Raw genomic sequence first — 2,221 nt, forward strand, 5'->3', positions numbered from 1 at the left:
TGGTGTCCCCCGCGTCCACCTTAAACGCAAACCCTACGGGGGCCGGGCGCCCCGCCGCTAGGGCGGGACCGTCGGGGCGGGGCGCCGCTCCCACCGGTCGTGCGCTTGGATCAGAGGATGATCGAGGCCGGCCCCGACCATCGCGCAAAGCAACCGGCTGGCGCTGATGGCAATCTTCAAATCCTGCTAGGAACCCTTTAAATATGAGCAGCTTGCACGACGGCGCAACACGAACCCGCAATCGAAAACTGCTTCAATGGGTCGACGAGATCGCCGCCCTATGCAACCCGGAGCGGATCTATTGGTGCGACGGCAGCCAGGAAGAGTATGACCGGCTGTGCGCAGAGATGGTCGCCTCCGGTGCCTTCATTCGGTTGAATTCGCAGAAGCGCCCGAACAGCTATCTCGCCCGCTCCCATCCTAGCGACGTCGCGCGCGTGGAGGACCGGACCTTCATCTGTTCGGTACGCGAGGAGGATGCCGGACCCACCAACAACTGGATGGATCCGCGCAAGGCTAAGCCCTTGCTCAGAGAGGTCTTCAAAGACTCGATGCAGGGCCGGACGCTCTATGTCATCCCCTTCAGTATGGGCCCCCTCGGATCCCCCATTGCCCACATCGGCGTGGAGATCACCGACTCCCCCTACGTGGTCGTCAATCAGCGCATCATGACCCGCATGGGGCAGCCCGTGCTGGATGTGCTCGGCGATGACGACGAATTCGTGCCTTGCGTGCACTCCGTTGGTGCGCCCTTGCAGCCTGGCGAGGAGGATGTGCCCTGGCCCTGTGCATCCAACGTCGAAGACAAATACATCGCCCACTTCCCCGAGACGCGGGAGATCTGGTCCTTTGGCAGCGGCTACGGCGGCAATGCCTTGCTCGGCAAGAAGTGCTTCGCGCTGCGCATCGCCTCGGTCATGGCCAGGGACGAGGGCTGGCTGGCGGAGCACATGCTCATCCTCGGCGTGGAGTCACCCGAGCACGAAAAGCTCTATGTCGCCGCCGCCTTCCCGAGCGCCTGTGGCAAGACCAATTTCGCCATGCTCATCCCCCCAGAGGGGTATGAGGGGTGGAAGGTCACGACCATCGGTGACGACATCGCCTGGATCAAGCCCGGCGACGACGGGCGTTTCTACGCCATCAACCCGGAGTACGGCCTCTTCGGCGTTGCCCCGGGCACGAACGCGAAGTCGAATCCCAATGCGCTAGCCGCGCTGCGGGACAATGCCATCTTTACCAACTGCGCCCTGACGGACGATGGCGACATCTGGTGGGAAGGCCTGACCGAGGAACCACCGGAGCACCTGATCGATTGGCAGGGCCATGACTGGACGCCAGGGAGCGGAACGCCCGCGGCGCATCCCAACGCCAGGTTCACGGCCCTGGCATCGGCTTGTCCGTCCATCGATCCCGAGTGGGAAAACCCGAAAGGCGTACCCATCAGCGCCTTCCTCTTCGGCGGTCGAGTGAGCCAGCATTTTCCCTTGGTCTTTCAGAGCTACAACTGGGAGCACGGCGTCTACATGGCTGCGACCATGGGGTCGGAGGCGACCGCCGCCTCCATCGGCCAGGCTGCCGTGCGCCGCGATCCCATGGCCATGCTGCCTTTCTGTGGCTACAACATGGCCGACTACTGGCGCCATTGGCTACGCATCGGTCGGCGTCATGTCGCCACGCCGCCGCGCATCTTCCGCGTCAACTGGTTCCGCAAGGACAAGCACGGGCACTTCATGTGGCCCGGCTTCGGCGAGAACATGCGGGTCCTGGAGTGGATCGTGAAGCGCTGCAATCATCAAGGCGCCGCGGTCGAGAGTCCCATGGGATGGATCCCTGACTACGACGCTCTCAACTGGAACGGCCTCGACTTCGACCGCGAGACCTTCTACGCGATGATGAATATCGATCGCGAGGTCGCGCGCCAAGAGACCAACGACCAAGAAGAGCTGCTCACCCGCTTCGGCGACCATCTGCCGCGCGAGATGGAGATCGAGCGCGAGCTGCAGCTCGCTCGCCTCTTCCATTCCCCCCGACTGTGGGACTTGTCCGCGACCTCGCCGAGTGGCTGAGCCCGGATCCGGCATCGCGCATCCTTCAGGCAAGGCGAGGTGGGAGCGGCGCCCCCCCCCCCGAGGGCGCCCCGCGGCGGGGGGGGCCCCGCCCCCCCCCCCCCCGGTGAGGGCCCCATTGCGTGGGCCCGGGGGGGGGGGGTTTGGGCCCCCGA

The 2,221-nt window shown here is 64.9% G+C and carries 1 protein-coding gene; it reads left to right on the top strand.

From position 1 onward, the window contains the following. The first annotated feature begins 203 nt into the window (after positions 1 to 203). On the top strand, positions 204 to 2,066 hold the full coding sequence (locus G3480_RS26255) for a phosphoenolpyruvate carboxykinase (GTP) (RefSeq protein ID WP_164657147.1): 1,863 nt from the start codon (positions 204 to 206) through the stop codon (positions 2,064 to 2,066). Positions 2,067 to 2,221: the final 155 nt, after the last annotated feature.

This window comes from Thiorhodococcus mannitoliphagus, from assembly GCF_010915725.1.
Lineage (GTDB): Bacteria > Pseudomonadota > Gammaproteobacteria > Chromatiales > Chromatiaceae > Thiorhodococcus > Thiorhodococcus mannitoliphagus.